Annotated in this window: 33 protein-coding genes; 1 reads left to right on the top strand and 32 read right to left on the bottom strand. The window is 48.5% G+C overall.

The features are described from left to right. Positions 1–157: 157 nt before the first annotated feature. Positions 158–1315 (top strand): magnesium transporter CorA family protein, encoded by a 1158-nt coding sequence (locus tag QN379_RS05060; protein ID WP_322233907.1) that lies wholly within the window; start codon positions 158–160, stop codon positions 1313–1315. An 80-nt stretch (positions 1316–1395) separates the two neighbouring features. Here QN379_RS05060 and QN379_RS05055 read toward each other — a convergent pair whose 3' ends face one another. From QN379_RS05055 to rplD, 32 genes are all read right to left on the bottom strand, one after another. Then, positions 1396–2034 (bottom strand): peroxiredoxin, encoded by a 639-nt coding sequence (locus tag QN379_RS05055; protein WP_322233909.1) that lies wholly within the window; start codon positions 2032–2034, stop codon positions 1396–1398. A gap of 373 nt (positions 2035–2407) precedes the next feature. Then, positions 2408–4276: a protein-disulfide reductase DsbD gene (dsbD, locus tag QN379_RS05050; protein WP_323506147.1), complete on the bottom strand. Its 1869-nt coding sequence runs from the start codon at positions 4274–4276 to the stop codon at positions 2408–2410. Next, complete coding sequence (gene cutA / locus QN379_RS05045) at positions 4277–4600, bottom strand: divalent-cation tolerance protein CutA (RefSeq protein ID WP_323506146.1); 324 nt, start codon at positions 4598–4600, stop codon at positions 4277–4279. Between the two features lie 22 nt (positions 4601–4622). Beyond that, positions 4623–5399 carry an ABC transporter permease gene (locus QN379_RS05040; protein WP_322233915.1) on the bottom strand — a complete coding sequence of 259 codons (777 nt, stop codon included), beginning with the start codon at positions 5397–5399 and terminating at the stop codon, positions 4623–4625. 1 nt (position 5400) lies between these two features. Next, on the bottom strand, positions 5401–6342 hold the full coding sequence (locus QN379_RS05035) for an ATP-binding cassette domain-containing protein (RefSeq protein ID WP_322233917.1): 942 nt from the start codon (positions 6340–6342) through the stop codon (positions 5401–5403). Between the two features lie 221 nt (positions 6343–6563). Continuing rightward, entirely contained in the window at positions 6564–6959 is a 396-nt protein-coding gene (gene rplQ / locus QN379_RS05030; RefSeq protein ID WP_205322885.1) for a 50S ribosomal protein L17, read from the bottom strand. 180 nt (positions 6960–7139) lie between these two features. Next, complete coding sequence (locus tag QN379_RS05025; RefSeq protein ID WP_205322884.1) at positions 7140–8117, bottom strand: DNA-directed RNA polymerase subunit alpha; 978 nt, start codon at positions 8115–8117, stop codon at positions 7140–7142. Positions 8118–8216: 99 nt separating this feature from the next. Beyond that, on the bottom strand, positions 8217–8840 hold the full coding sequence (gene rpsD / locus QN379_RS05020; protein ID WP_108441470.1) for a 30S ribosomal protein S4: 624 nt from the start codon (positions 8838–8840) through the stop codon (positions 8217–8219). A 173-nt stretch (positions 8841–9013) separates the two neighbouring features. Next, complete coding sequence (gene rpsK / locus QN379_RS05015; protein ID WP_014004417.1) at positions 9014–9418, bottom strand: 30S ribosomal protein S11; 405 nt, start codon at positions 9416–9418, stop codon at positions 9014–9016. A gap of 42 nt (positions 9419–9460) precedes the next feature. Continuing rightward, positions 9461–9826: a 30S ribosomal protein S13 gene (gene rpsM, locus QN379_RS05010; RefSeq protein ID WP_108441471.1), complete on the bottom strand. Its 366-nt coding sequence runs from the start codon at positions 9824–9826 to the stop codon at positions 9461–9463. 27 nt (positions 9827–9853) lie between these two features. Next, the gene (gene rpmJ, locus QN379_RS05005) at positions 9854–9967 is read right to left on the bottom strand and encodes a 50S ribosomal protein L36 (RefSeq protein WP_168054150.1); all 114 of its coding nucleotides are present in this window, start codon (positions 9965–9967) and stop codon (positions 9854–9856) included. A 40-nt stretch (positions 9968–10007) separates the two neighbouring features. Further along, a complete protein-coding gene (gene infA, locus QN379_RS05000; RefSeq protein ID WP_014004414.1) occupies positions 10008–10226 on the bottom strand; it encodes a translation initiation factor IF-1 in 219 nt (72 codons plus the stop codon). A 35-nt stretch (positions 10227–10261) separates the two neighbouring features. Further along, positions 10262–11593, bottom strand: coding sequence for a preprotein translocase subunit SecY (gene secY, locus QN379_RS04995; protein WP_108441473.1), 1332 nt, complete (start codon positions 11591–11593; stop codon positions 10262–10264). Between the two features lie 26 nt (positions 11594–11619). Beyond that, positions 11620–12051, bottom strand: a complete 432-nt coding sequence (gene rplO / locus QN379_RS04990; protein WP_168054152.1) for a 50S ribosomal protein L15 — start codon at positions 12049–12051, stop codon at positions 11620–11622. A gap of 26 nt (positions 12052–12077) precedes the next feature. Further along, the gene (rpmD, locus tag QN379_RS04985) at positions 12078–12257 is read right to left on the bottom strand and encodes a 50S ribosomal protein L30 (protein WP_205322882.1); all 180 of its coding nucleotides are present in this window, start codon (positions 12255–12257) and stop codon (positions 12078–12080) included. Between the two features lie 10 nt (positions 12258–12267). Beyond that, the gene (gene rpsE, locus QN379_RS04980; RefSeq protein ID WP_322233924.1) at positions 12268–12786 is read right to left on the bottom strand and encodes a 30S ribosomal protein S5; all 519 of its coding nucleotides are present in this window, start codon (positions 12784–12786) and stop codon (positions 12268–12270) included. Positions 12787–12798: 12 nt separating this feature from the next. After that, the gene (rplR, locus tag QN379_RS04975; protein ID WP_108441477.1) at positions 12799–13161 is read right to left on the bottom strand and encodes a 50S ribosomal protein L18; all 363 of its coding nucleotides are present in this window, start codon (positions 13159–13161) and stop codon (positions 12799–12801) included. 12 nt (positions 13162–13173) lie between these two features. Continuing rightward, complete coding sequence (gene rplF, locus QN379_RS04970; protein WP_205322881.1) at positions 13174–13707, bottom strand: 50S ribosomal protein L6; 534 nt, start codon at positions 13705–13707, stop codon at positions 13174–13176. Positions 13708–13717: 10 nt separating this feature from the next. Beyond that, entirely contained in the window at positions 13718–14113 is a 396-nt protein-coding gene (gene rpsH / locus QN379_RS04965; protein ID WP_205322880.1) for a 30S ribosomal protein S8, read from the bottom strand. A 14-nt stretch (positions 14114–14127) separates the two neighbouring features. Then, positions 14128–14433: a 30S ribosomal protein S14 gene (gene rpsN, locus QN379_RS04960; RefSeq protein ID WP_108441480.1), complete on the bottom strand. Its 306-nt coding sequence runs from the start codon at positions 14431–14433 to the stop codon at positions 14128–14130. Positions 14434–14440: 7 nt separating this feature from the next. Beyond that, positions 14441–14980: a 50S ribosomal protein L5 gene (gene rplE, locus QN379_RS04955; protein ID WP_205322879.1), complete on the bottom strand. Its 540-nt coding sequence runs from the start codon at positions 14978–14980 to the stop codon at positions 14441–14443. Positions 14981–14986: 6 nt separating this feature from the next. Then, entirely contained in the window at positions 14987–15301 is a 315-nt protein-coding gene (rplX, locus tag QN379_RS04950; protein WP_205322878.1) for a 50S ribosomal protein L24, read from the bottom strand. A gap of 9 nt (positions 15302–15310) precedes the next feature. Beyond that, complete coding sequence (gene rplN / locus QN379_RS04945) at positions 15311–15679, bottom strand: 50S ribosomal protein L14 (RefSeq protein ID WP_108441483.1); 369 nt, start codon at positions 15677–15679, stop codon at positions 15311–15313. Between the two features lie 226 nt (positions 15680–15905). Beyond that, positions 15906–16178 carry a 30S ribosomal protein S17 gene (rpsQ, locus tag QN379_RS04940; protein ID WP_168054164.1) on the bottom strand — a complete coding sequence of 91 codons (273 nt, stop codon included), beginning with the start codon at positions 16176–16178 and terminating at the stop codon, positions 15906–15908. Further along, positions 16178–16369, bottom strand: a complete 192-nt coding sequence (rpmC, locus tag QN379_RS04935; RefSeq protein ID WP_205322877.1) for a 50S ribosomal protein L29 — start codon at positions 16367–16369, stop codon at positions 16178–16180. The genes rpsQ and rpmC overlap by 1 nt, the downstream gene beginning before the upstream one ends. Before the next feature lie 12 nt (positions 16370–16381). Continuing rightward, a complete protein-coding gene (gene rplP / locus QN379_RS04930; protein WP_168054168.1) occupies positions 16382–16801 on the bottom strand; it encodes a 50S ribosomal protein L16 in 420 nt (139 codons plus the stop codon). A gap of 2 nt (positions 16802–16803) precedes the next feature. Further along, positions 16804–17646: a 30S ribosomal protein S3 gene (rpsC, locus tag QN379_RS04925; RefSeq protein WP_322233932.1), complete on the bottom strand. Its 843-nt coding sequence runs from the start codon at positions 17644–17646 to the stop codon at positions 16804–16806. A 9-nt stretch (positions 17647–17655) separates the two neighbouring features. After that, a complete protein-coding gene (gene rplV / locus QN379_RS04920; RefSeq protein WP_184013448.1) occupies positions 17656–17988 on the bottom strand; it encodes a 50S ribosomal protein L22 in 333 nt (110 codons plus the stop codon). Between the two features lie 6 nt (positions 17989–17994). Next, complete coding sequence (gene rpsS / locus QN379_RS04915) at positions 17995–18270, bottom strand: 30S ribosomal protein S19 (RefSeq protein ID WP_108441488.1); 276 nt, start codon at positions 18268–18270, stop codon at positions 17995–17997. Positions 18271–18280: 10 nt separating this feature from the next. Then, entirely contained in the window at positions 18281–19108 is an 828-nt protein-coding gene (gene rplB, locus QN379_RS04910; RefSeq protein ID WP_322233934.1) for a 50S ribosomal protein L2, read from the bottom strand. Then, positions 19108–19422, bottom strand: a complete 315-nt coding sequence (gene rplW, locus QN379_RS04905) for a 50S ribosomal protein L23 (protein ID WP_168054172.1) — start codon at positions 19420–19422, stop codon at positions 19108–19110. Before rplW ends, rplB begins: the two co-directional genes overlap by 1 nt. Continuing rightward, the gene (gene rplD / locus QN379_RS04900; RefSeq protein ID WP_168054174.1) at positions 19419–20039 is read right to left on the bottom strand and encodes a 50S ribosomal protein L4; all 621 of its coding nucleotides are present in this window, start codon (positions 20037–20039) and stop codon (positions 19419–19421) included. The genes rplW and rplD overlap by 4 nt, the downstream gene beginning before the upstream one ends. Position 20040: the final 1 nt, after the last annotated feature.

Below are 20040 nucleotides of genomic sequence, written 5' to 3'. Positions count from 1 at the left end.
CAAAGAGTCACCGCATACAAAACTTGCTTTTGCGAGCGAACAGCTTTCGCACATTCGACAATCACGAAAGTCAGATGATGGCAGAACAAGGCCATGTAATTAGCAATAATTACATGGCGCATCACTCCCATACACTTCAGCGGTTTCGTCACTCAATATGGATATTTTTTTAATCGGTGACAATCAAGTCACCCAAACTAGCGAACTACCAGACAGCGTTCCGCCGCAAGGTTTTTTATGGATAGACACCACCCATGAAGAAGTTGCCGCTGATCCAGAAGGCTGGCGCGATCTGATTGCTTGCGCTACCGGCACGCAGATCTACGACCCTCATTTAAAGGATGCGATCAATCCGGCTCACCCATCCTATTTTGACTCAACGCAAGATTACGGCATGGTGGTATTTCGCAAGCTATCGCTACATGGGAATGATAATGGTAGTCGCAATATCGATACGGCAGCGGTTGCAGCGGAGGAGCCTGATAACCCCACCACTGCGATTGGTAGTAAGCGCCCGCTGCCCGCCGCTTTTGGCAACCTGACCACGCAACCGATTACATTTTTCATTCTGGAAAATGCGCTGGTGACAGTGCACGAGCACCACAGCCGCACCATCAGCGCAACGCGCAGCCGACTGCTGGATTATGCGAATAAAAGTAACAAAGCACAGCACACAAACCGATTGCCCACGTCACCCGAAGACTTGATGCTGCGGCTTTTAAATGCAATGGTCGATAAATATTTGGAATTGCGCCAGCCGCTGACAACACAACTGGATCGCTGGCAACGTGCCTTGCTCGATCCCGCACGGCCGTTCAAGGATTGGCTGACATTACTTGATGCACGGATTGAATTACGCAAACTTGAAAGTTTGTGCGAAGAACAGCACGATGCGATGCAAGAGCTGCGCGATTATTTTGTGGATATGGATGATGAGGGTGACGGGGTTACCATCAGTCGTACCCGCGACCTGTTATTAGTGCGCATCAACGATGTCATGGAACATATCACCCGCGTGCTCAATCATGCCAGTCGTCTCGAATCATCGATTGAATCTGCTGTACAAATCCACTTCTCTGCGGTTGCACATCGGACCAATGAAGTGATGCGCACGTTGACCGTTATTACCGCGCTATTCATGCCGCTTACCTTGATTACCGGTATTTTCGGAATGAATTTTGCCGTCATGCCATTACTACAAAATAAGACTGGATTTTGGTTGACCATGATCAGCATGGTCCTCATTGTCGTCGGGATGTTAGCGTTCTTTCGCCGCCGCCGCTATCTTGAAAATCCTCCGTCAGAGCGCCATTAATGCGGTCATCGTGGCGTAATGAAGATAGAAAAAAAAGGCCTCAAACACACGTGTTTGAGGCCTTTTTTTAAGGTACGTTTTTATTTATTTGGCTGCGGAGTTAAGCGTAAATAAGGCCGTATCGCCTTGTATCCTTTAGGAAATTTTTGCTTGAGAATTTCCTCATCTTGTAACGAAGGCACGATCACCACATCGTCACCATCCTTCCAATTACCTGGCGTTGCGACCGAGTGACTGTCAGTCAATTGCAACGAATCAATCACCCGCAAAATTTCATCAAAATTACGGCCCGTGCTGGCCGGATACGTAATGGTCAAACGTACTTTTTTGGCTGGATCAATGACGAACAATGAACGTACAGTGGCCGTTGTACTCGCGTTCGGGTGAATCAAATCGTATAGTTCCGAAACCTTGCGGTCGGCATCGGCGATAATAGGGAAGCCCACTATGGTGTTTTGGGTTTCATTGATGTCCTTAATCCATTCCAGATGTTTATCCGCAGGATCAACCGAGAGTGCAATCACCTTAACGCCGCGCTGCTCAAACTCCGATTTCAATTTAGAAGTCAAACCAAGTTCGGTCGTGCATACGGGTGTAAAGTCAGATGGATGAGAAAAGAGTACCACCCAGGAATCGCCAGCCCAATCGTAAAATTTAATCTGGCCCAGCGAAGAATCTTGCTGAAAATCAGGGGCAACGTCGCCAAGACGTAGGGTCATGTCAATCTCCTTTAAATAATTCGGTTATCGGACAAATTTGCGCCAGTGAATCGGCGAAATATCTGTAAAGATATCGTAAAAAATACCGACGGCATTCTGAAAACCACAGAAAACATTAACGCAATCTCATGAAATTTGTCTGCTCATCTGACTGCCTTCGGTGCGCATTACCAATTTCTTAGAACCGTTATTGATTCCAGCCGGGACTTTGATAGCCCTAAAACTATAATCTCATCGAAAGACTTTTCTAAGGATTTTTAACGACTATGCAAATAACTTTACCCTATGTTGAAACTCGTGACATGTTGATTTTAAGAACTTGATGCAAGGCACTATCACTGATCACTTGTAACCGGCGGTGTACCCCTTTACCTTACCGAGGCTGATCTAAAACAGCCAATGACTGCGTAAATTTATCCGCATTCTGAAAACCAATCACTCGACCGCCAGCCAACTCTTTACCCCGATGATCAAAAAGTATAATCCCGGGAGGCCCGAATAAATTGAAGCGTTTGAGCATGGCCTTGTCGTCGGCGTTGTTTGCGGTCACATCAATTTGCAGCAACACAATATCGTTGAGACGGGCTTTAACACGCGGATCAGTAAACGTAAATTTCTCCATCTCTTTGCACGATACGCACCAGTCAGCATAGAAATCCAGCAATGCCGGTTTACCATTCGTTTGGGCCAACGCTGCATCCAGCTCAGCAACCGACTTGACTCTCACAAATTCGGTATGCGCCACTTGCGTACCGCTACCTAATTGCGCCAGCGGTGCCAGTACATCACGACCACCCGTTACAACGCTCACTAACTGCAAAATTCCGAGTGCAGCGAACACCAAACCGACCGCTTTCGAAAACCAACTGGTGGACACGTGCCACAACAAATAAGCGCCGTAACCGATTCCTAGCGCGGCCCAACACAGAATTTGCACTGCCGCAGGAATGACCGGCGAGACCATCCACACCGCCACGCCTAACATCAGCACGCCAAAGAATCGTTTAACAGACTCCATCCACGCACCTGCGCGGGGCAATAGCGCACCGGCCGAAATACCGACTAATAATAACGGCACGCTCATCCCCACAGCCATCGCAAACAACGCACTACCGCCAATAACCACATTGCGCGTTTGACTGATGTATACCAACGCGCCCGCTAGCGGAGCCGCGACGCAAGGACCAACGATCAATGCAGAAAGCGCACCCATTACGAAAACACCTACCAGTTTGCCCGATGATTGCTTATCCGACACTTGTGACAACTTGGTTTGCATCGATCCGGGCAACTGCAATTGATATACACCAAACATAGATAGCGACATCAATACCATCAGCAGCGCGAAAGCAGACAATACCCACGCGTTCTGCAACGCCGCCGACAAACCTTCGCCAGCAAGACCTGCTGCGACGCCGAGCGCGGTATAAACGAGCGCCATTCCCAACACATAAGCAACCGATAACACAAACGCACGACGTCGTTTAACCTTCGTCCCTTCGCCGACAATAATCGACGACAAAATAGGGACCATCGGTAACACGCAAGGAGTGAATGACAAGCCGAGCCCTAATAACAAAAACAACGGCATGATAACCAGCAGTTTGCCGCCCTTCAATGATGATTCGATACGGCCGATGTCAGAGCCGCCGGATAAGTCCACGGAAGATACTGCGGAATTACTAACAACAGAATTCGATGGCGTATCGATATTTGGATTTGATGTACGGGACGATGAGGAGGTATCAAGCGCTGCGCCAGCACCTTTCGCTGCAGAGATTGCACCCATCAAGCCTCCGCCAGCTGTAATGCCATCGGCAGACAGATTAACGCGATGCTCCATAGGTGGGTAACACAAGCCCTTATCCGCGCATCCCTGACCTGTAACAATCAACGTAAATGCCTTGGTGGACTCGACCGGAATATTGATGGTCACCCTGTGATGATAAATCTCCACATTTTTCTGAAAAGTCCGATCAAATTTAACCACACCCGCGGGAATTTTCGGCTCACCCAACGTCGCGCCCTCAGCCTTAAAGCTAAACCGCTCACGGTACATGTAATAACCATCTGCAATTGCATAAGTCACTTCGGCGGTTTTGGGATCGGCCATACGCGCAGAAAATTTAAATGCGACTTCAGGCGCCAGATAATCCTCTTCTGCACGCGCAGAAGACATCAATAGAACCATCAGGCTCAGGATGACAAAAAACATCGATCGCAGTTTGCTCCAGGTAAACATTCAATTCCTTTGTGTTGCTGCGCCTATCCATTCGAGATAGGCTGGTAAGCCGCTAACCAGCGGGATCGCAATGATTTCTGGCAGCGCATAGGGATGCGCCGCTTTTATAAATTCCTCAAGTTCACTGTAACGCTCCGTCGTAGTCTTAATCAGCATCGCCACCTCGTTTGCTCGCTCTAAAACTCCCTCCCATCGATATACAGACTGCACCGCCGGCAGTAGGTTGACACACGCCGCCAGCTTACGTTCCACGAGTTGCTCCGCGAGTACGTTTGCGTCGACCACATTCGGCATTGTGGTCATCACTAAGATCACATCCAACATAGTCGCCCCACGAGTCTACTCCTTACAACAAACGCCGCCGGGTCAAGACCACGGCAGCATAAAATCCCACGCAACAATACGCTACCAAAATAGCCAAATCAGTGATTGGCGTGACCGGCCAATTGCCTAACAATAGCGGTCGCACCAGATTTACCGCGGCATTCAGAGGCAATATATGGGCGACTATTTGTAGCCATGAAGGCAACTGTGCGGATGGATAATAGACGCCAGACAAAAAAATCATGGGCGTCAACACTAAAGTGAAATAATAAGTGAAGAAGTCATAACCTTTGGCCAGCGCATTGAAGACCAAGCCTAACGACCCAAACGTCATGCCGATCAAGAACAATAGAGGCAGTACCAGCAACGTGTGGAGATGCAACCCTATTCCCAGACAAAACATCACCAGAAGAATCGCCACACCGGAAAAAATCGACTTCGTCGCGGCCCACAACATTTCGGCTAATATCACGTCATCGAGCGCCAATGGCGCATTTAAAAGCGCATCCCAGGTTTTTTGCACGTGCATGCGTGAGAAAGCTGAATACAATGCCTCAAAAGACGCCGCCCACATGATCGACATGCAAATAGAGCCTGATGCGAGATAGTGAATGTAGGGAATGCCGTCAACTTCTTTTAACAAACTACCGAGGCCGTAACCGAACGCGAGCAAGGTAATCAGGGGATCAGCTATATTACCCAGAACACTGGCGACAGCGAGCTTCTTCCATACCAGAAAATTGCGTCGCCAGATCGGTTGGAAGCGTTTAGAAAATTCAGGAAGTGCGTAGATATTCATTTTAATCCCGCATTTCACGGCCAGTGAGTTTTAGAAATAAGTCCTCAAGATTAGCGGGGCGATGAATGTAACGCACGCCGTGTGCCCCCTGAAGCATTCTGACCAACGTCTGCGCATCGTTGGTATAACAAAAAACCGTTTCACCACTTATCTCTATCCGCGCCGAAGCATGGCCATTATTTGCATCAAGCCACGCCTTTGCATTGTCGCCGTAAATTTCAACGACCTCAGACTCAATATGCTGCGCGATCAACTCACGCGGCGATCCCTCAGCAATCATTTTTCCATGATCAACAACCGCGAGTCGGTCACATAAACGCTCTGCTTCGTCCATAAAGTGCGTAGTCAACAGGATTGTCTTGCCCTGACTCAGCAAAGTCTTCAATCGCTCCCAGATCATATGCCGGGCTTGTGGATCGAGGCCGGTAGTCGGCTCATCCATAAAAATCAGATCAGGATCATTCACCAAAGCGCGCGCCAGGGTCAAACGTCTTCGCATGCCGCCCGACAATTCATTGATACGCGCATGCTGCTTGGTACCTAGATTGGCAAACTCCAGCAACTTCGGAATCCTGGCGTTAATAACCGCGTCAGGAATGCCAAAATAGCGACCAAATACCAAAAGGTTTTCCGACACGGTGAAATCAGGATCCAGGTTGTCGCCCTGTGGCACCACACCGACTCTTAAGCGAGCCAAACGCGCGTCTGCCGGCACAGGGTGTCCTGCGAGGCAAATATCTCCACTGTCCGCTGTCGTCAAGCCCAGACACAAGCGCAATGTGGTTGTCTTACCTGCACCATTCGGCCCCAACAATCCGTAGCATTCGCCCGCCCGCAAGGCAAACGAAAGCCCATCGATGACAACCGTCCGAGAACCTTTTGCACCAAAGGATTTACGTAAGTCAGTGACGCTTAAAATAGATGAATCTGGGATTTCAGACATAAATTATCAATTTACCTATTTCACCTATTACGAGAGCCACGCGCCAATGCGTAGCAAATCATCGGACAGCGACGTTTCATATCAATGATAAAAATCGTGACTAATCGACAGCAGAATGAACAACCGCAAAAACTTCTTTCAGTGTACGGGAAATGCAAAAAAGCCAGGCATAGCCTGGCTTTCGATTTTAACGCAATGCGTTACTTGTAACCTGTGACGTCTTAGTCAGCTGTTGGGACTTCAGCGTCGTCGCTGACTTCAGGACGATCCATCAGCTCGATGAATGCCATCGGAGCGTTATCACCAACACGGAAACCCATTTTCAAGATGCGTAGGTAACCGCCATTACGGTTTGCGTAACGAGGGCCGAATTCAGCAAACAATTTCAATACCATTTCGCGGTCACGCAGACGGGCGAAAGCAAGACGTTTGTTCGCTAGTGTATCGGTCTTGCCCAATGTCAGAATCGGCTCGATAACGCGACGCAATTCTTTTGCTTTTGGCAATGTCGTCTTGATTGCTTCGTGACGCAGCAACGAAACAGTCATGTTGCGCAACATGGCCAAACGATGGGAAGAGGTACGATTTAACTTACGTAGGCCGTGACGATGACGCATGATAATTCCTTTCAGTTTTTGAGTTTAAATCCAGCTCTTCGATCGATTTAGGCTTATCACCTAGTCGCGGGCCGGTTAGTACGAGTTAACAACAGCTTGGTCAACATAACCAAATCGTCTCAACAGGGCCGAGATTTTAACCCGCCCGCGTTGAAACAACAAATATTAATTACAACAGAATTACTTTTCCAGACCAGCAGGAGGCCAGTTCTCTAATTTCATACCCAGAGTCAGACCACGAGATGCCAAAACTTCTTTGATTTCGTTCAATGACTTGCGACCCAGATTCGGTGTCTTCAACAGCTCATTTTCACTACGCTGTATCAAATCACCAATATAGTAAATATTTTCTGCTTTCAGGCAGTTCGCTGAACGCACTGTCAGTTCCAGATCATCGACCGGACGCAGCAGGATAGGATCAACTTGCGGTGCGCGTGATGGTGCTTCAGCAGCTGCTTCAGTACCTTCCAGTGCGGCAAACACATTCAATTGATCAACCAGCACACGTGCTGACTGACGAATCGCTTCTTCTGGCGTAATTACACCATTCGTTTCAATGTTGATGACCAGCTTATCCAAATCCGTACGTTGTTCGACACGAGCCGACTCAACTGCGTATGACACGCGGCGAACTGGTGAGAAAGATGCATCCAAAATAATACGGCCAATCGTCTTGTTCGAATCTTCCGACAAACGACGAACATTACCCGGTACATAACCACGGCCTTTTTCGACCTTGATTTGCATATCCAACTCACCGCCACCGGTCAAATGCGCAATAACGTGGTCTGGATTAACCAGTTCAACATCGTGCGGCAGATCGATATCGGAAGCCAATACAGCGCCTTCGCCGCCTTTTTTCAAGGTCAGTGTTACTTCGTCGCGGTTGTGCAGTTTAAAAACTACACCCTTCAAATTCAACAAAATATCAACAACGTCTTCTTGCACGCCATCCAATGATGAATATTCATGCACAACACCAGCGATAGTAACTTCAGTCGGTGCATAGCCTACCATCGATGACAGCAGGACGCGACGCAACGCATTGCCTAAAGTGTGACCATAACCACGCTCAAACGGCTCCATCACAACTTTAGCGTGACCTGCACCAAGCGCTTCTACTTCGATAATACGGGGCTTCAACAAACTGTTTTGCATGAAATGTCCTTTTCAATACCCTCGGCTCATTACACCGATAAGGCTGATGGCATTACGAAAAAAGCCCATCCGAGGATGGGCAACAAAAATAATAACGAATTAACGCGAGTACAGTTCGACGATCAACGATTCGTTGACATCAGCGGCGATTTCGCTGCGATCTGGCATGGACTTAAAAGTACCTTCCATTTTCTTAGCGTCAACGGATACCCATGAAGGCATACCGATTTGCTCTGCAAGCGACAACGCCTCAACTATACGTACTTGCTTTTTCGATTTTTCACGAACAGCAACAACGTCACCAGCCTTGACTTGATAAGAAGCGATGTTAACAACGTTACCGTTGACTGTGAACGCTTTGTGCGAGACCAATTGACGGCCTTCAGCACGAGTCGAACCAAAGCCCATACGATAAACAACGTTATCCAGACGCGCTTCCAGCAATCTCAGCAGCGTTTCGCCGGTGTTACCCTTGCGACGGTCTGCTTCAGCGAAATAACGACGGAATTGACGTTCCAAAATACCGTACATACGTTTAACTTTTTGCTTTTCGCGCAATTGGTTACCGTAGTCCGAAGTACGCGCACCTGAGGTACGACCATGTTGACCCGGCTTTGAATCCAGTTTGCACTTCGAATCCAAAGAGCGACGTGCGCTTTTGAGGAACAGATCCGTACCTTCACGGCGTGATAGTTTTGCTTTAGGTCCAATATAACGTGCCACTTTAATTCCTTTGATGAGTGACGCCTGGCTGTATAGCCTGTAAGGGCTAACGCTACCTGACGCTAGTCTGTTCTACCTACAAACAGACGGTGGGCTTAAGAACAAAACCCGCCAAGGTCATTGGCGGGTTACTTGCTAACTGTCAATCCGAAAACTAACAGCGCAATAATTGCTTAGATGCGACGACGCTTTGGGGGGCGGCAACCGTTGTGTGGAACTGGTGTCACGTCTTGAATTTGGGTAATTTTGATACCCAGGTTATTCAAAGCGCGAACTGCAGATTCGCGACCAGGACCAGGGCCCTTGATACGAACTTCCAGATTTTTTACACCACATTCAACTGCTACTTTACCGGCGGCTTCAGCTGCTACCTGCGCTGCAAATGGAGTCGACTTGCGGGAGCCTTTAAAGCCAGCACCACCAGATGTCGCCCATGACAACGCGTTACCTTGACGATCGGTAATCGTGATGATGGTGTTGTTAAAGGACGCGTGAATATGTGCGATACCTTCTGCAACGTTCTTTTTAACTTTTTTACGCACACGTGCTGCTGCGGCGTTATTGGGGGACTTTGCCATAATAATTTCCTTGAATCCGACTACAAATCAACGCGAAGTTAATTATTTCTTCAGCGATTGAGCGGCTTTACGCGGCCCCTTACGGGTACGGGCGTTGGTACGGGTACGTTGACCACGGCAAGGTAGACCCTTACGGTGACGCATACCACGGTAGCAACCCAGATCCATCAGACGCTTGATGTTCATCGACAGTTCGCGACGTAGATCACCTTCGACGATGAATTTTGCAATTTCATCGCGCAGCTTTTCTAATTCGCTATCGTCTAGATCTTTGACCTTTTTACTGGTCGAAATACCCGTCGCGTCGCAAATTTTCTGCGAACGTGGGCGGCCAACACCATAAATGGCGGTTAAGCCGATAACAGTGTGTTGATGGTTTGGGATATTTACCCCTGCAATACGTGCCATTCGTTATTCCTCGATCAATAACGTTAGTTAACCTTGACGCTGTTTATGGCGCGGTTCTATGCAAATGACGCGTAGAACGCCTTTGCGCTTAATGATCTTACAGTTGCGGCAAATCCGCTTAACTGATGCGAGCACTTTCATGGTAGCCCTCTTTCTTTCAGCTTAAGGTTCTAAATACTATTTATTTGGTACGGAAAACAATCCGTGCCCGGCTTAAATCATAAGGAGTCAATTCTACCGTCACCTTATCTCCTGGAAGGATACGAATATAATTCATTCGCATCTTGCCAGAAATATGACCGAGAACGATATGTCCGTTTTCCAACTTGACTCTAAATGTAGCATTGGGGAGATTCTCAAGAATCTCGCCTTGCATCTGGATAACGTCGTCTTTTGCCATTCGGTCTACTGGTTCCTCTGGGCGCTGCATCCAACTTAACGCGTAGGAATTCCGCCCTTAAAATTTGCTTTACGAAGCAGCGATTCATATTGCTGCGACATCACATAATTTTGTACTTGCGCCATGAAGTCCATGGTAACCACAACAATAATCAACAAAGATGTACCACCGAAATAAAATGGTACTTTCCAGCGCGCAATCAAGAACTCTGGTAACAAGCACACCAGTGTAATATAAACCGCACCTGCAAGCGTCAAGCGCATCAAGATCTTGTCAATATACCGTGCAGTCTGATCACCCGGACGAATCCCTGGAACAAATGCACCGCTCTTTTTCAGGTTATCTGCTGTTTCCTTGCTATTAAATACCAATGCGGTATAGAAAAAGCAAAAGAACACAATCGCAACTGCATACAATAACGCGTGAATCGGTTCGCCAGGAGCCAGTGACGCAGCCAGATCTTTCAGAAAACGTACTACCGGATTAGTAGTATCACCTGAAATGAACCAGCTGGTAATCGTTGCCGGAAACAAGATAATCGACGAAGCGAAGATAGGAGGAATTACTCCAGCCATATTTAGCTTCAGTGGCAAATGACTACTTTGACCACCATAAATCTTATTACCGACTTGCCGTTTGGCATAGTTCACCAGAATCTTGCGTTGACCACGTTCGATAAATACCACCACAAATGTGACCGCCGCAACAATAAGGCAAATCAAAATCGCTGATAGTGCTGCCATCGAACCAGTACGCACCAACTCAAACAAACCACCAACTGCATTCGGCAAACCAGCCGCTATACCCGCAAAGATAATGATCGAGATCCCGTTACCAAGACCACGCTCGGTAATTTGTTCGCCCAACCACATCAAAAACATCGTACCAGTCACCAGAGTAACTACCGTCGTGAAACGAAAAGCTAAACCTGGGTCAAGTACTAAGCCTGCTTGTGATTCAAGTGCTACTGCTATACCTAAAGCCTGAAAAGTCGCTAATAGTAGCGTACCGTAACGTGTATATTGCGTGATCTTACGTCGCCCCGACTCGCCTTCCTTTTTCAAGGCCTCGAGTTGAGGTGACACGATCGACATCAGTTGCATAATGATCGATGCCGAAATATACGGCATGATACCTAATGCAAAGACAGTAAAGCGTGATAACGCACCACCGGAAAACATGTTAAACATACCCAGAATACCGCCCTGGTTCTGTTTAAACAACTGGGCTAACTGTGTCGGGTCAATGCCCGGCACAGGAATATGTGCGCCAATCCGGTAAACAACCAATGCTGCAAGCAAGAACCACAAACGGCCCCAAGGGAAACCGCTAGCAGCACTTTTCGCAAGTTGTGGAGTAGTCGCCAATTTTCGCTCCGAATCAGTAAGCCAAATTAAGCAACAGTGCCGCCAACTGCTTCAATCGCAGCTTTAGCGCCTTTAGTGGCGATCAAGCCTTTCAAGTTTACTTTTCTTGTCAGCTCGCCAGACAGGATAACCCGTACCACACGTGCCAGTTCACCGATAACACCGGCTTGCTTCAAGACCAAAATATCGATCTCAGTAACAGGCAATTGTTCCAGTTCCGACAAGCGAACTTCTGCTTTGAACGGTGTCGCCATTGATTTAAAACCGCGCTTAGGCAAGCGGCGTTGCAAAGGCATCTGACCGCCTTCAAAACCGACTTTATGGAAACCGCCTGAACGAGATTTTTGACCTTTATGACCACGACCGGCAGTTTTACCGATACCTGAGCCAATACCGCGACCTACGCGACGCTTGTAATGCTTTGCGCCATCTGCTGGTTGGATAGTATTCAATTCCATAATTTGCTCCGTTCGTAAGCCTAAGCTTACGAAACTACTTTCACAAGATAGGACACTTTATTGATCATGCCACGCACAGACGGTGTGTCTTGCAATTCGGAAACCGAATTAACACGACGTAAGCCCAAACCGCGCACTGTCGCACGATGTGTTTCACGCGTACCGATCAAACCTTTGATCAATTGTACTTTTAGAGTCTTTGTCATCTTGATCACCTTAGCTGATAATGTCTTCAACGGACTTACCGCGCTTAGCAGCAATTTCCGATGGAGTGTTCATTTTTGCCAGACCATTCAACGTAGCCCGAACCAAGTTGTAAGGATTAGTGGAACCGTTGGATTTAGCCACAACGTTAGTTACACCCATCACTTCAAAAATAGCGCGCATTGGACCACCAGCAATAACACCAGTACCTTCTTTAGCGGGAGCCATCAAAACAGATGAGGCGCCATGCTTACCGGTCAGGGTATGCTGCAAAGTACCGTTTTTCAGCGTTACTTTGATCATCTTGCGACGGGCTTCTTCCATAGCCTTTTGCACAGCAACTGGCACTTCTTTCGATTTGCCTTTGCCCATGCCAATACGGCCATCGCCATCACCAACAACAGCCAATGCTGCGAATCCCATGATACGACCACCCTTAACCACTTTGGTTACACGGTTGACCGCAATCATTTTTTCGCGCATGCCATCATCCGGCTTGTCGCTTTGCATTTTCGATTGCATTTTTGCCATGACGATTTTCCCTTAGAACTTCAGACCAGCTTCACGTGCGGCATCTGCCAACACTTTGACGCGGCCATGGTAACGGAAACCGGAGCGATCAAACGCAACTTCGGTAACTCCGGCTTTCAATGCCTTCTCAGCGACACGCTTACCAACCAGCGATGCAGCAGAAGTGTTTCCGCCCTTGCCAGATTGGCCTGCCAACTCTTGGCGAACTTCGGCTTCCAGTGTCGAGGCCGAAGCCAACACTTTTGCGTCAGGGCCAATGATGCTGGCGTAGATGTGCAAGTTAGTACGATGCACTGCTAGGCGAGTCACCTTTAACTCTGCGATCTTGGCACGCGTTTGGCGTGAGCGGCGCAGACGTGATTGTTTCTTATCCATCGTCAACCCCTATTACTTCTTCTTGGTTTCTTTAAGGATTACCACTTCGTCCGAGTAACGAACGCCCTTGCCTTTATAAGGCTCAGGTTTGCGGTAAGCACGAACTTCAGCAGCAACCTGACCAACACGTTGCTTATCGATACCCTTGATGAGGATCTCGGTTTGCGTCGGAGTTTCACACTTTACGCCTTCTGGCATTTGGTGAGCAACAGGATGCGAAAAACCGAGCGACAAATTCAACTTATCGCCTTGCGCTTGCGCACGAAAACCAACACCTACCAAGTTCAGCTTCTTTTCGAAACCCTTAGTAACGCCGGTAACCATATTGTTGACCAGAGCACGTAGTGTTCCGGACATCGCATTGGCTTCGCGACTGTCATTCGCAGCTGCGAAATTAAGCGTACCGTTGTTGTTTTCGATAGTCACCAGACCTGTTAAGGACTGGGACAAAGTGCCCAACGGGCCTTTTACTACGATCTGCTCTGCAGAGATGGTCGCTTCCGCGCCAGCTGGCAGTGCAATCGGCATTTTACCTACACGTGACATGTTGGGCTCCTTAGGCGACGTAGCAAATAACTTCGCCACCGACACCGGTTGCGCGCGCTTTGCGGTCCGTCATGACACCTTGTGGTGTCGAAATAATTGCAACACCCAAGCCGTTCATCACATTTGGAATGTCATCTTTGCCCTTGTAGACGCGCAACCCTGGACGGGATACGCGCTCAATGCGCTCGATAACTGGACGGCCAGCGTAATACTTTAAACCGATTTTCAGTTCTGCTTTGCCACCTGCTTCGGCAACAGCAAAATCTTCGATGTAACCCTCGTCCTTAAGGACGTTAGCAATCGCAACTTTGACCTTCGACGATGGCATTGCCACGGCGGTCTTTTGTACTACTTGCGCATTGCGGATACGGGTCAGCATATCGGCGATAGGATCGCTCATACTCATTGCATATTCTCCTATTACCAGCTAGCTTTAGTCATGCCCGGAATCTCACCACGCATGGCGATTTCACGGAGCTTAATACGGCCCAGACCGAACTTGCGGAAAGTGCCACGTGGACGACCAGTCAAGGCGCAACGATTACGTTGACGAGTCGGATTCGAGTTACGTGGCAGCGCTTGCAATTTCAAGCGAGCTTCGTAGCGCTCTTCTTCCGACTTCGATTGGTCATCAATGATTGCCTTTAACTCGGCACGCTTACCAGCAAATTTCTTTACCAGGTCAGCACGCTTTTGTTCACGGTTAATCAGTGCCAGTTTTGCCATGGCAACCTCAGTTTCTGAACGGAAATTTAAATGCGGCGAGAAGCGATTTTGCTTCATCGTCGGTCTTAGCAGTCGTCGTAATACTAATATTCAGACCACGCAATACGTCAATCTTGTCGTATTCAATTTCGGGGAAAATGATCTGCTCTTTCACACCGATATTGTAGTTTCCACGACCGTCAAATGCACGACCGGACACACCACGGAAGTCACGAACGCGCGGTAGCGCGACAGTGACCAGGCGATCCAAAAACTCGTACATATGAGCGCCACGAAGCGTAACCATGCAACCAATTGGGTAGCCTTCACGGATTTTAAAACCCGCAATCGCTTTACGCGCCTTGGTCACAACTGGCTTTTGACCTGCAATCTTGGTCAAATCGCCAACAGCGTGCTCAATGATTTTCTTATCCGCAATGGCTTCAGATAAACCCATGTTCAGGGTGATCTTTAGAATACGCGGAACTTCCATTGCCGATTTGTAAGCGTATTTCGCTACCAGATCAGCAACGATCTTATTTTTATAGAACTCTTGGAGACGGGCCATGATCTCTTAAACCTTAACAACTTCGCCGCTGGACTTGAAGACGCGAACTTTTTTACCGTCCACGTCTTTAAAACCAACGCGATCTGCCTTGCCAGTTGCTGCGTTGAACAACGCAACATTTGACACATGAATTGGCATCAGCTTATCAACGATGCCACCAGTTTCACCCGTCATCGGATTTGGCTTAGTCGCTTTTTTAGCGATGTTAATACCATCAACGATAACGAAGTTAGCATCAACGCGTTGCTTTACAACTCCGCGCTTGCCCTTGTCTTTACCAGTCAGGACGATTATCTCGTCACTTTTCCGAATCTTATCCATCTCGACTCCTTACAGCACTTCAGGCGCGAGTGAAACAATCTTCATGAAGCGCTCTGTGCGCAATTCACGAGTGACTGGTCCAAAAATACGCGTACCAATTGGCTCCAGCTTTGCGTTCAGCAACACAGCTGCGTTACCATCGAACTTGACCAACGAACCATCGGGGCGGCGCACACCTTTAGCAGTGCGAACAACCACGGCGTTGTAGATCTCGCCCTTTTTAACACGACCACGCGGCGCAGCAACTTTGACAGTTACCTTGATAACATCGCCGATGCTAGCGTAACGACGCTTGGAACCACCCAGAACCTTGATGCACATAACTTCGCGCGCACCAGTGTTGTCGGCTACTTCGAGCCGGCTTTCCGTTTGAATCATAATATTTTCTTTCCCAACTTAACTCGCGGCCGCACTATGCGGATTTACGGTCAGTCTTGGTCCTGTCAGAAACATCCTGATGGATGTACTGCTTAGGTGGACGACTTCCAAAACTTCTTGCTAATTCTAACTTTCAACTGCAGAGTATTCATTTCGCTCTCATCGGGAACCAACAAGAGCGAAGCCAAGCATTATTACATCAAAATGCTTGGCTCGCAACAAATACTTATAAAACTTGTCCAACCTGTACAACACGCGTCACACTCCAGGCTTTAGTCTTGGAGATAGGGCGGCCTTCCTGGATCTCAACTACGTCGCCTTCCTTGGCCTGATTGGCTTCGTCATGCGCGTGGTACTTGTTAGTACGTACGATGATTTTGCCATACAGAGGATGCTTTACGTGGCGTTCGATTAGGACGGTAACTGTCTTATCCATTTTATCGGATACGACCTTACCAACCAGCGTGCGCTTCAGCGGTTGTTTCACTTGATCGTTCATTACTGGGCGCCCTTCAGATTGATGACGGTCTTTACCCGTGCGATATCGCGACGAACTTTCTTCAATTGCGACGTATTGTTCAATTGCTGAGTACCGATTTGCATACGAAGGCTAAACTGCGCCTTCAGCAACTCTTTCAGCTCTTTCGCCAATGCCGCTTGATCTTTGTCGCGGAGTTCAGATGCTTTCATGATTCACTCCAATTATTGGCCGATTTGACGCACGACGAACGTGGTCAATAGCGGCAATTTAGCTGCAGCCAAACGGAATGCCTCACGCGCGAGTGTTTCATCGACGCCATCCATCTCGTAAAGCATTTTACCTGGCTGAATTTCAGCCACGTAGTACTCAGGATTTCCCTTACCGTTACCCATTCGGACTTCGGCAGGTTTTTGGGAAATTGGCTTGTCTGGGAAAATACGAATCCAGATCCGACCACCCCGTTTGATATGACGTGTCATTGCGCGACGTGCAGCTTCGATCTGACGTGCCGTAATACGACCACGGCCAACCGCTTTCAGACCAAACTCACCGAACGACACAGCAGTGCCGCGCGAATGAGAAATGCCTTTGTTGCGGCCTTTTTGCTCTTTACGAAATTTTCTGCGTGCTGGTTGCAGCATGATTATTCTCCTGCTTTCTCAGCCGGTGCAACAACAGCACCTTCAGCAGCGCCATCCGGCTTTTTGGCACGGGCTGGGCGCGCAACTGCTGCACCTGGTCCTGCTGCCGTTGTAGTTTTAGGGCGTGGACGGCTAGACGGCTTACCATCGTCACGACGTGGACCACGACGCTTTTTGTCATCGTCATTAGGGATGTCGACTACCGGTGTTTCACCGTTAGGCAAACGATCGCCTTTGTAAACCCAGACTTTGATACCGATAATGCCGTACGTAGTTTCAGCTTCGCCGAAACCGTAGTCAATGTCAGCGCGCAGAGTGTGCAGTGGCACACGGCCTTCGCGATACCATTCAGTACGAGCAATTTCGATACCATTCAGACGACCGGCTGACATGATTTTGATCCCTTGCGCGCCCAAACGCATTGCATTCTGCATTGCGCGTTTCATCGCACGCCGGAACATAATACGCTTTTCGAGCTGCTGAGCAATCGAATCAGCAATCAATTGTGCATCAGTTTCAGGCTTACGAATTTCTTCGATATTAACGTGAACCGGTACACCCATCAATTTAGTCAACGCTGACTTCAATACTTCGATGTCCTCGCCTTTTTTACCGATAACAACACCAGGACGTGAGCTGTAAATTGTAATACGGGCGTTCTTTGCAGGACGCTCAATAACAACACGGCCAACGGAGGCGTTCTTCAGTTTTTTCTTGAGGTAAGCGCGAACTTTCAGATCTTCATTTAGCATAGTGGCAAAATTACTATTGCCAGCATACCAACGTGAGCTCCAGTTACGCGTTACTGCAAGTCGAAAACCGGTTGGATGAATCTTCTGTCCCATCGTGACTCCTTAGTTTCCGACAGTCACGTAAATGTGACAGGATTGCTTCGAGATACGATCACCACGGCCCTTTGCACGCGCTGTGAAGCGCTTAAGGACCGAACCTTTTTCGACATAGATCGTCGTGATTTTCAGTTCGTCGATATCAGCACCATCATTGTGCTCGGCGTTCGCAATTGCGGACTCCAGAACACGCTTAATGATAGCTGCACCCTTCTTCGGACTAAACGTCAGAATATGAAGAGCTTGATCAACTTTTTTGCCGCGAATCAGATCGGCGACCAGACGGCCCTTTTGGGCCGACAGACGCACACCGCGGAGGGTAGCTTTAGTTTCCATCATCGGACCTTATCTCTTAGCCTTTTTATCGGCGGCATGACCCTTGAACGTACGAGTCAAAGCGAATTCGCCGAGTTTGTGACCGACCATATTTTCGGAAACATAAACCGGGACGTGTTGTTTGCCGTTATGCACAGCAATCGTCAAACCGATAAAGTCCGGCATGATGGTTGACCGACGCGACCAAGTCTTAATTGGCTTTTTGTCTTTGATTGCCTGAGCAGCCTCGACCTTTTTCACCAGGTGGGCGTCGCAGAACGGCCCTTTTTTCAATGAACGTGTCATGTGTTACCCCTTATTTCTTGCCACGGCGCGAGACAATCATTGAAGTAGTACGCTTGTTACGGCGTGTCTTCTTCCCTTTTGTCTGTTGACCCCATGGCGAAACTGGATGACGACCAGCTGCGGTTTTACCTTCACCACCACCGTGAGGATGATCGACCGGATTCATAACCACACCGCGAACGGTAGGACGAACACCACGCCAACGCATCGCACCCGCTTTACCAATCTTGCGCAGACTATGTTCCGCATTGCCGACTTCGCCGACCGTTGCACGACATTCGACGTGCACACGACGGACTTCGCCGGAACGCAGGCGAACCTGAGCGTAGATTCCTTCGCGAGCCATCAACACAACGCCAGCACCAGCAGTACGCGCCATTTGAGCGCCTTTACCTGGAAGCATTTCGACGCAATGCATGATGGTACCAACCGGAATATTGCGGATTGGAAGGCAGTTACCAGACTTAATCGTCGCTTGCGAACCATTCATCACTTGATCGCCTACTGCCATGCCTTTAGTTGCAATGATGTAATGACGCTCACCATCTGCATAGCATAACAAAGCGATATTCGCTGTGCGGTTTGGATCGTATTCGATACGCTCCACTTTCGCTGGAATACCATCTTTGTTACGTTTAAAGTCAATAACGCGATAGTGTTGCTTATGACCACCACCGATATGACGAGTAGTGATGTGACCGTTGTTGTTACGACCCGCAGTTTTCGATTTCTTTTCGATCAGGGCGGCAAATGGACGGCCTTTGTACAGGTCGGGATTAACGACCTTAACCATTCCACGGCGACCCGGCGAGGTCGGTTTAACTTTAACGAGTGCCATTATTTAGCCTCCTCGGTGAAGTTGATCTCTTGACCCGGCTTCAAACATACAAATGCGCGACGAGTATGATTACGTCGGCCGTTGGATTTACCGGAGCGCTTTTGCTTACCAATGCGGTTGGCGACTTGCACCGACTCAACCTGCACTTTGAAGAGCAATTCGACAGCAGCCTTAACTTCCAATTTGGTAGCGTCTGGTGCGATACGGAAAACGACTTGCTCGTTTTTTTCCGCAACAAACGTTGCCTTCTCGGAAATAACTGGCGCTAACAGCACTTTCATCAAGCGCTCTTCGCTATGTTTTAATGCGTTCATGCCAGCATCTCCTCAATCTTGGCCAATGCCAACTTGGTGATCAAGATCTTCTTGTAGAACACCAGAGAAACTGGATCAGCATGACGTGGCTCACATACCAGTACGCCTGGCAGGTTACGCGCCGCTAATAACAGGTTTTCTTCCAGGTTGTCAGTAATGATCAACACGGAATCCAGACCCATATCTTTTAGCTTTTGTGACAACAGCTTAGTCTTTGGTGCTTCTACTGAGAAATTCTCGACAACCGACAAACGACCTTCGCGTGCTAACTGAGACAGAATCGAGCAGATACCTGCGCGATACATCTTCTTGTTAACTTTATGCGTGAAATTTTCGTCAGGCGAGTTCGGGAAAATACGACCACCGCCACGCCACAAAGGTGATGACGACATACCAGCACGAGCGCGGCCCGTACCTTTTTGACGCCAAGGCTTTTTGGTTGTGTGATGAACTTCTTCACGATCTTTTTGCTTACGGTTACCGCTGCGAGCGTTAGCCTGATAAGCGACGACGACTTGGTGAATTAGCGCCTCATTGTAGTCACGACCGAATATAGTATCCGGAGCGGCAACATTTGAAGCAGCTTGTCCTTGGTCATTCAGGAGCTTGAGTTCCATG

The organism is Glaciimonas sp. Gout2, from assembly GCF_035018905.1.
GTDB lineage: Bacteria > Pseudomonadota > Gammaproteobacteria > Burkholderiales > Burkholderiaceae_D > Glaciimonas.
Note: the sequence above shows the minus strand (reverse complement) of the source record. Positions and strands in the feature narration are given on the sequence as shown.